The organism is Streptomyces sp. NPDC054840 (assembly GCF_053611065.1).
The window spans coordinates 1-8,007 of sequence record NZ_JBSGZP010000323.1; the positions used below are offsets into that span (position 1 = coordinate 1).

Sequence of the window (8,007 nt, forward strand, 5' to 3'; positions counted from 1 at the left end):
GCCCGCGCCGCGCCTGAGCGGTGGGCGTCGCAGGCCGGAGCCCGCCGTCAGTGGCCCCAGGTGACATCGGTGATGTCCGACTTGTCCCGCGGGTCGGTCGGGTCCAGCGGAATGGTCACCGAACCGAAGTCGAAGGCGGAGACGGAGGAATGGCGCGATTCCGACGGCTCCCCCGTGGTGAACGAATGCGCCACACCCAGAGCGCCGACGGCGATGACGGCCGCGGCCGCGGACTTGGCGATTCGAGTGGCGAGCGTGGACATCGGATTCCCCCTGAGAGCGCAATCACTTCTGTTACGTCCCCGGGCACTTGCCCGGTTCCCGGTTCCCGGCCGGTTCCCCCTGCCGATGGCCCTACTCTGCTGGGCCGTCAGAACGGGTGGAAGAGGTTCTCGGTGGACGGATCCTGCATCTGCATATCCTGTCCATCGGATCGCAGGAGTGCGTTCCAGTGCTGCGGCACCAAGGCCGCGTCGAAGGACCCCACGTTCATCTCGGCGAGCGAAGGGTGCGCGAGGAGCGCGCGGTGGCAGACGGCCGACGCGGCCCGCTCCGCGACGGCGAGCGAGGGTGCGGTCAGATAGAAGCCCACCACCGGACCGCCCGCCGCATCGCCGTGTGCACTGACGTGTTCCAGACCTTCCCCGTCGAGGGCGCATCTCAGGAACAGTTGTGCGGCGTCGGGGGGAAGGGAGGCGTGATCCGGGGCTCGAAGTCGGACATGCACGAGATACATACGGCCATGGTGAGCAGCGCCCGCCCCCGCAGTACAGACCGGCACAGGGGACTGTTTATGCCAAAACAGGAACTGACCAGGAGGTGCTTCGTGCCTTCGTATGGTTCCCTACAGGCGCACGTGTACTAATATCCGGGGGTAGCGCCATGCTGGAACTGCTCGGGCTCGACGCCCAGGCCGAACGCGTCTACCGGGCGCTGCTCGCCCACCCCACAGACGGGGTGACCGCACTCGCCCAGCGGCTTGAGCTTCCTGAGAGCGACCTGCGCGCCTGCCTCGACCGGCTCAGCCGCCTCGCACTGGTCCAGCCCTCGGCCCGGGATGCCGGGATGAGCGATGACCTTCCCGACGGATACGAGATCTCCACCGACGCGGCCCGACTGGACGTCGGGCTCGTCCACAGGTGGCTGTCCGAAGACGCGTACTGGGCGCTCGGGCGTGATCGGCAGAAGCAGGAGGACGCCATCGCGGGCTCCGTGAACTTCGGCCTCTACGACCAGGCCTCCGGAGCCCAGCTCGCGTACGCCCGCGTCGTCACCGACCGGGCCACCTTCGCCTGGCTCTGCGATGTCTACGTCGATCCGGGCGCCCGCGGCAAGGGGCTCGGCAGGGCCCTCGTCGACGCGGTGTGCGCGCACCTGGAGCCGTACGGGCTGCGCCGGGTGCTGCTCGCCACCGCCGATGCGCACGCCGTCTACGCCCGGGCCGGCTTCGAGCCCCTCTCCGCGCCCGGGAAGTGGATGGCCCTCGGGCAGCAGTAGCGCAGTACGCAGCAGCCGCCTCAGACGCGGGTGCGGACCCGGACCCGGTTCAGCAGTTCCGTGGCCGGGTGCGGGCCCGCGTGCTCGGGGTGGCGCGGCAGGCGGTGGGCGAAGGAGCCGTACCAGGACCGCGAGACCGTGTAGCCGAAGGCCAGGCAGATCAGGCCGCCCACGGCGTCGAGCCAGAAGTGGTTGGCGGTGGCCACGATGACGACGAGGGTCGCCGTCGGGTAGAGCAGGCCCAGGATCCGGGCCCAGGGGACCGAGGCGACGGCGAAGATCGTCAGGCCGCACCAGAGCGACCACCCTATGTGCATGGACGGCATCGCGGCGTACTGGTTCGACATCTGCTTGAGGTTGCCCGAGGCCATGGAGCCCCAGGTGTGGTGGACCAGCACGGTGTCGACGAAGTTCTGCCCGTTCATCAGCCGGGGCGGGGCGAGCGGGTAGCAGTAGTAGCCGACCAGGGCCACGCCCGTGGTGGCGAAGAGGACCATGCGCGTGGCGGCGTACCGCCCGGGATGGAAACGGTAGATCCAGACCAGCACGCCGATCGTCACGACGAAGTGGAGCGTGGCGTAGTAGTAGTTCATGCCCACGATCAGCCACGTCACGGAGTTGACCGTGTGGTTGACCGACTTCTCGACGGCGATGCCGAGGGTCCGCTCGACGCTCCAGATCCAGTCGGCGTTGGCGAGGGCCGCCGCCTTCTGCTCGGGCACCGCGTTGCGGATCAGCGAGTACGTCCAGTAGCTGATCGCGATGAGCAGGACCTCGAACCAGATCCGAGGCCGGCGCGGGGCACGCAACCGGGAGAGCAGGGCGCGCTCGGACCCCGGGCGGGTCTCGGTCTCGACCACGGTGGGTGATGAGACGTCCGTCCGGGTTTCCAGTGTCTTCACGCTCGATTCACCCATGGGGAGAGAGTCTGCCAGATGCGTTCCCGCCTCCGATCATCCCTCGGGACGGTCTTCGGCGCCTCCGGTCCGCCTTGGGTACGACATGGACCCCTGGCCGGGGTGCCCGGGCGCCCCGGCGCCGTCGCACTCGCCCCGGGGCCCGGTCACTCTCCCACCTTCCCGGCGATGATCTGCTGCCCGCGGGTGGTGTCGACGACGATCGGCACGCCGTCCGGGAGCTGCCCTTCGAGGTCCGCGAGCAGGTCCTCGATCGGCGGGAGGTCGCCGGGGCTGCGCACGTGGATGTAGAAGGTTCTGGACTGCGCGTCGACGCCGGTGACCGCCGCACCGGGGCTGGCCGAGAGCCAGCGCTCCGCGGCGCTCCAGGTCCGCGAGGTCCACGCGTTCAGCAGGACCGCCGTCACCGTGTTCGCGCCCAGCGGGAGCAGGACCGCCGCGAACAGCAGCCCGAGCATCACGTAGGCGCGGCGCGGAGCCCGCCCCCGGCCGGGGTGGCCGGCGGCCTGTGTGAAACCGAGGGCGGCGAAGACCACCATGCCCGCGAAGACCATGGCGAGGAGGTTGGACACGAAGAGCACGAGCGCGCCCAGCGCGAGCCACCACGACCTCTGGCCGGCGCACACGCCCGTCACCACGAGCGGCGGCACCAGGGAGATCGCGATCGCGACCCCCGGCAGGACCGCGGCGACGTCCCTGCGGGACAGCGCCACGGCGCCGGCGAAGCCCGTGGCCAGGGCGGCGATCAGGTCGAGGAGGCCCGGGGAGGTCCGGCTGGAGATCTGACTGTCCGACAACAAGTCGTACGAGCTGGGCACCACCAGGGAGGCCAGGGCGCCGATCAGGATCACCAGCAGGCCGCCGAGCGCCACGAAGGTCAGGGCGGTGGAGCGGCGGCGCTGCACGGCGCCGAGGCCGATTCCCATGATCGGTGTGGAGAGCGGAGCGATGATCATCGCTCCGATGACGGTGGCGGTGGAGTCCGTCAGGATCCCGCACGCGGCGATCACGGAGGACAGCACGAGCATGGTCCAGAAGGCCGACTGTTTCGCCCGGCTGTCCCCCGACGACAGATCGAGATCCTCCTGGAGGTCTTCCATGGAGCGTCGTTTGTGGTCGGGCAGGATCCTGTCGCGAAGTCCGCCGATACCGGGCATCTGCCCAGTATCGGGACCGCGACCGGTTCGCCGCCGCAGGGACACGTGCCACCGCCGCGGTCACGGCACCCGTTACTGGTCCCGGCGGCGGCGCTGGCCCGGGCCCGATGCCGTGGAGCCGCGCACCACCAGTTCGGGCAGGAAGACGAACTCGCTGTGCGGGGCCGGCGTGCCGCCGATCTCCTCCAGCAGGGTCCGGACCGCCGCCTGCCCCATCGCCTGCACGGGCTGGCGGATGGTCGTCAGCGGCGGGTCGGTGAACGCTATGAGCGGGGAGTCGTCGAAGCCGACCACCGACACGTCCTGCGGCACCTTCAGTCCCTGCTGCCGGGCCGCCCGGATCGCGCCCAGCGCCATCATGTCGCTCGCGCACACCACCGCCGTGCAGCCCCGCGAGATCAGCGCGGCCGCGGCGGCCTGGCCGCCCTCGAGCGAATAGAGGGAGTGCTGGATCAGCTCCTCGATCTCGCCCTCGCCGAGTCCCAGCCGCTCCTTCATCCCGAGCCGGAAGCCCTCGATCTTGCGCAGGACCGGCACGAAACGCTTCGGTCCGACCGCGAGCCCGATGCGGGTGTGCCCGAGCGCGGCGAGGTGGGTGACGGCGAGCTGCATCGCGGCCCGGTCGTCGGGGGAGACGAAGGGGGCCTGGACCTTCTCCGAGAACCCGTTGATGAGGACGTACGGGACGCCCTGCCCGCGGAGTTGGTCGTAGCGGCCCATGTCGGCCGTGGTGTCGGCGTGCAGGCCGGAGACGAAGATGATCCCGGAGACTCCGCGGTCGACCAGCATCTCGGTCAGCTCGTCCTCGGTGGACCCGCCGGGCGTCTGCGTGGCCAGCACCGGCGTGTACCCCTGCCGGGTCAGGGCCTGACCGATGACCTGGGCGAGCGCCGGGAAGATCGGGTTGTCCAGTTCAGGGGTTATCAGACCGACGAGCCCCGCACTGCGCTGGCGCAGCTTCACGGGCCGCTCGTAGCCGAGTACGTCGAGGGCGGCCAGTACGGATTCGCGGGTGCCTGCGGCCACACCGGGCTTGCCGTTGAGCACGCGGCTGACTGTGGCTTCGCTGACCCCCGCCTGGGCTGCGATGTCGGCTAGCCGTGCGGTCACGGGATTGGACTGTACCGGTCGGACGTTCACCATGACCACCACGTGCACGAATCCGGGGGAAGCCGGACGGTGCGGCCGTCCGTCTCCACCGGGGCGCTGGAGAGTACGGGACGACCGGGCGCCGGAAGTTCGACCGGCTCGGAACGGCTGTTGAGGGTGCAGGCGAAACCGGGCCGGGTGAAGAGGAGTACGCCCTCGGGGGCGCACTGCCAGCGCATCCCGCAGGGGTACGACTCCTCGGGCGGGGCCTCGGCCACCGATCCGGGTCCGGGTCCCGTGCCCGCTTCCGGTGCGCCGAGGCCCGGCATCGCCCGGCGCAGTTCCAGGGCGGCGCGGTAGAGCTCCAGCGTGGAGTGCGGGTCGCCGGTCTGCGCGGCGACGCTGAGGTCACCCCAGTCGGCGGGCTGCGGGAGCCAGCTGCCGGCCGGCCCGAAGCCGTACGGGGCCTCCGCGCCGGACCAGGGGAGCGGCACCCGGCACCCGTCGCGCAGCCCGTCCTGTCCCACCGCCTCCGGCGGCGTCGGGGAATCGCCCCCGGCCCCGGTTCCGGCCCCGGCCCCGGGCGGGGTGCCGGCCTGCCGGCCGATCCGGGCAGGCCCTGGTTCCGGCCGACGGCGCCCGCGGCGGAAGGCGGGGTCCTGGCGCACCTCGTCGGGGAGGTCCGCCACCTCCGGGAGGCCGAGCTCCTCGCCCTGGTAGACGTACGCCGACCCGGGCAGCGCCAGCATCAGCAGGGCGGCGGCCCGCGCCCGGGCCAGGCCGCGGGCCCCGCCGCCGTAGCGCGTCACATGGCGTACGACGTCGTGGTTGGACAGCACCCAGGTGGTCGGGGCGCCGACGGCCGTCGTGGCGGCCAGTGACTCGTCGATGACGGTGCGCATCGCGTCGGGGTCCCACGGGCAGTTCAGGAAGCGGAAGTTGAAGGCCTGGTGCAGTTCGTCGGGGCGCACGTACAGGGCGAGGCGTTCGGAGGTGGGCGCCCAGGCCTCGGCGACCCCGATGCGCTCGCCCTCGTAGGAGTCGAGGAGGCGGCGCCAGGAGCGGTGGACCTCGTGGACCCCGTCCTGGTCGAAGAAGGGGAGCGGCTCGGTGCCGATGAGGGTGGCCTGGGCGCCGCGGCCGATGTCCGGGAGGCCCGGGGCCTTGACCATGCCGTGGGCGACGTCGATGCGGAATCCGTCGATGCCGAGGTCGAGCCAGAAGCGCAGGACGGAGGCGAATTCGGCGGCGACCTCGGGGTGGTCCCAGGCGAGGTCCGGCTGCTCGGGGGCGAAGAGGTGCAGATACCAGGCGCCGTCCGGCACCCGGGTCCAGGCCGGGCCGCCGAAGATCGACTCCCAGTCGTTGGGCGGAAGCTCCCCGCGAGCACCCCGCCCCGGGCGGAAGTGGTAGCGCTCGCGGGCCCCCGGATGACCGGCGAGGGCGGCGCGGAACCACGGGTGCTGCTCGGAGGTGTGGTTCGGCACCACGTCCACGATGACCCGCAGCCCCAGGGCGTGTGCGGCCCGGACCAGCTCGTCGGCGTCGGAGAGGTCCCCGAAGAGGGGGTCGACGGCCCGGTAGTCGGCGACGTCGTAGCCGCCGTCCGCCTGCGGGGAGACGTAGAAGGGGGTGAGCCACACGGCGTCGACGCCGAGGCGGGCGAGGTGGGGGAGGCGGGAGCGGACCCCGCGGAGGTCGCCGATGCCGTCTCCGTCGCTGTCGGCGAAGGAGCGTACGTACACCTGATAGATGACGGCATCGCGCCACCAGCCACCGCTCGCGGTCGCGTTGCTGGAAGATCTTGCAAGCTGGACGGCCGTCGAGTCGTGGGTCATATCGGGGTCAACGCGGGTACATGCCCCCTGGTTGCGGGCCTGAGCAGTCGAAGGTGACTCGAACTAACAGCAAGCTGCGGCAACCGTCCGGACACACGGATGTAACGATCGCCTCCGCTTGCAGAAAGTTTGCGCAAGGTCTTTCGGTCCTCTTTCAGTCTTGTTACGTTCCTGGCAACTCGGGACCGCGAGGACGCGGCCGGGATCATCGAAGGAGTTCATATGCGGCGTGGCATAGCGGCCACCGCGCTGGTCGCGACCCTGGCGCTCGCGGCAACGGCTTGCGGTGGGGACGACAAGGACGCGGCCGGCGGTACCAAGGCAGGCGGCGAGCTTTCCGGCACGGTCACGTGGTGGGACACCTCGAACGACGCCGAGAAGGCCAGCTTCCAGAAGATCGCCGAGGCGTTCACCGCGAAGCACCCGAAGGTGACCGTCAAGTACGTCAACGTCCCTTACGGCGACGCGCAGAACAAGGTCAAGAACGCCTTCAGCAGCGGCTCCGACGCGCCTGACGTGATCCGCGCCGACGTCGGCTGGGTCGCGGACTTCGCCTCGCTGGGCTACCTCGACGAGGTCCCGGCCGAGACGGCGAAGAAGGTCGACGCCGAGTTCCTCCCGCAGGCCGCGGCCAGCGGTAAGTACGAGGGCAAGACCTACGCCGTTCCGCAGGTCATCGACAGCCTCGGCCTCTTCTACAACAAGAAGATGCTCGCCGACGCCGGCGTCCAGCCCCCCAAGACGCTGGAAGAGGTGAAGACCGCCGCCGCCGCGATCAAGGGCAAGACCGGCAAGGCCGGCCTCTACCTCCGCGGCGACGACTCCTACTGGTTCCTCCCCCTCATCTACGGCGAGGGCGGCGACCTGGTCGACGCGAAGAACAAGACGGTCACCGTCGACAACGAGGCGGGCGTCAAGGCCTTCAAGGCCGCCCGTGACCTGGTCGCCTCCGGCGCGGCGATCACCAACGCCACCGACGGCTACGCCAACATGCAGACGGCCTTCAAGTCCGGCGAGGCCGCCATGATGATCAACGGCCCGTGGGCCGTCGCCGACACCTACGCCGGCGACCAGTTCAAGGACAAGGCCAACCTCGGCATCGCCGCCGTCCCGGCGGGCTCGGCCAAGGCCGGTGCCCCGCAGGGCGGCCACGACCTCGCCGTCTACGCCGGTTCCAAGAACACCGCCGCCGCGCACGCCTTCGTCGAGTACATGACCTCGCAAGAGGTCCAGGTGCAGTCGACCAAGGACCTCAGCCTGCTCCCGACCCGGACCGCCGCCTACGAGCAGCCGGACGTCAAGGGCAACGAGATGGTCCAGTTCTTCAAGCCGGCCGTCGACAAGGCCGTCGAGCGCGCCTGGATCCCGGAGAACGGCTCCCTCTTCGAGCCGCTGAAGGTCGAATACACCAAGGCGATCACCGGGGCGTCGAGCCCGGAGGACGCGGCCAAGTCGGCCGGCGTCGAGTTCCGCAAGATCCTCAAGGGCTGGAAGTAACGAAACCATGGC

Annotated in this window: 8 protein-coding genes; 2 read left to right on the top strand and 6 right to left on the bottom strand. The window is 70.6% G+C overall.

What is annotated here, in order from left to right:
* Nucleotides 1–47 precede the first annotated feature (47 nt).
* Together ACWGIU_RS22105 and ACWGIU_RS22110 are read right to left on the bottom strand one after the other, a co-directional pair.
* The gene (locus ACWGIU_RS22105; RefSeq protein ID WP_453708307.1) at nt 48–263 is read right to left on the bottom strand and encodes a hypothetical protein; all 216 of its coding nucleotides are present in this window, start codon (nt 261–263) and stop codon (nt 48–50) included.
* Nucleotides 264–370: 107 nt separating this feature from the next.
* Nucleotides 371–736, bottom strand: coding sequence for a hypothetical protein (locus ACWGIU_RS22110; RefSeq protein WP_453708309.1), 366 nt, complete (start codon nt 734–736; stop codon nt 371–373).
* 329 nt (nt 737–1,065) lie between these two features.
* On the opposite strand from ACWGIU_RS22110, the gene ACWGIU_RS22115 reads away from it, so the two are divergent.
* Entirely contained in the window at nt 1,066–1,497 is a 432-nt protein-coding gene (locus tag ACWGIU_RS22115; protein ID WP_453708320.1) for a GNAT family N-acetyltransferase, read from the top strand.
* A 20-nt stretch (nt 1,498–1,517) separates the two neighbouring features.
* On the opposite strand, the gene ACWGIU_RS22120 is transcribed toward ACWGIU_RS22115, so the two are convergent.
* From ACWGIU_RS22120 to ACWGIU_RS22135, 4 genes are all read right to left on the bottom strand, one after another.
* Nucleotides 1,518–2,414 (bottom strand): phosphatase PAP2 family protein, encoded by an 897-nt coding sequence (locus tag ACWGIU_RS22120; protein WP_453708311.1) that lies wholly within the window; start codon nt 2,412–2,414, stop codon nt 1,518–1,520.
* A gap of 146 nt (nt 2,415–2,560) precedes the next feature.
* On the bottom strand, nt 2,561–3,571 hold the full coding sequence (locus ACWGIU_RS22125) for a DUF389 domain-containing protein (RefSeq protein ID WP_453708313.1): 1,011 nt from the start codon (nt 3,569–3,571) through the stop codon (nt 2,561–2,563).
* Between the two features lie 72 nt (nt 3,572–3,643).
* Nucleotides 3,644–4,681 carry a LacI family DNA-binding transcriptional regulator gene (locus ACWGIU_RS22130; protein WP_453708315.1) on the bottom strand — a complete coding sequence of 346 codons (1,038 nt, stop codon included), beginning with the start codon at nt 4,679–4,681 and terminating at the stop codon, nt 3,644–3,646.
* Nucleotides 4,682–4,707: 26 nt separating this feature from the next.
* Nucleotides 4,708–6,498: a glycoside hydrolase family 13 protein gene (locus tag ACWGIU_RS22135; protein ID WP_453708317.1), complete on the bottom strand. Its 1,791-nt coding sequence runs from the start codon at nt 6,496–6,498 to the stop codon at nt 4,708–4,710.
* A 222-nt stretch (nt 6,499–6,720) separates the two neighbouring features.
* Between ACWGIU_RS22135 and ACWGIU_RS22140 the strand changes: the two genes are divergently transcribed.
* Nucleotides 6,721–7,995, top strand: a complete 1,275-nt coding sequence (locus ACWGIU_RS22140) for an extracellular solute-binding protein (protein WP_453708319.1) — start codon at nt 6,721–6,723, stop codon at nt 7,993–7,995.
* Nucleotides 7,996–8,007 lie beyond the last annotated feature (12 nt).

Coding starts and splice junctions, on each gene's coding strand:
- ACWGIU_RS22105 (WP_453708307.1), bottom strand. CDS start 263: ATGTCCACGCTCGCCACTCGAATCGCCAAGTCCGCGGCCGCGGCCGTC.
- ACWGIU_RS22110 (WP_453708309.1), bottom strand. CDS start 736: ATGTATCTCGTGCATGTCCGACTTCGAGCCCCGGATCACGCCTCCCTT.
- ACWGIU_RS22115 (WP_453708320.1), top strand. CDS start 1,066: ATGAGCGATGACCTTCCCGACGGATACGAGATCTCCACCGACGCGGCC.
- ACWGIU_RS22120 (WP_453708311.1), bottom strand. CDS start 2,414: ATGGGTGAATCGAGCGTGAAGACACTGGAAACCCGGACGGACGTCTCA.
- ACWGIU_RS22125 (WP_453708313.1), bottom strand. CDS start 3,571: ATGCCCGGTATCGGCGGACTTCGCGACAGGATCCTGCCCGACCACAAA.
- ACWGIU_RS22135 (WP_453708317.1), bottom strand. CDS start 6,498: ATGACCCACGACTCGACGGCCGTCCAGCTTGCAAGATCTTCCAGCAAC.
- ACWGIU_RS22140 (WP_453708319.1), top strand. CDS start 6,721: ATGCGGCGTGGCATAGCGGCCACCGCGCTGGTCGCGACCCTGGCGCTC.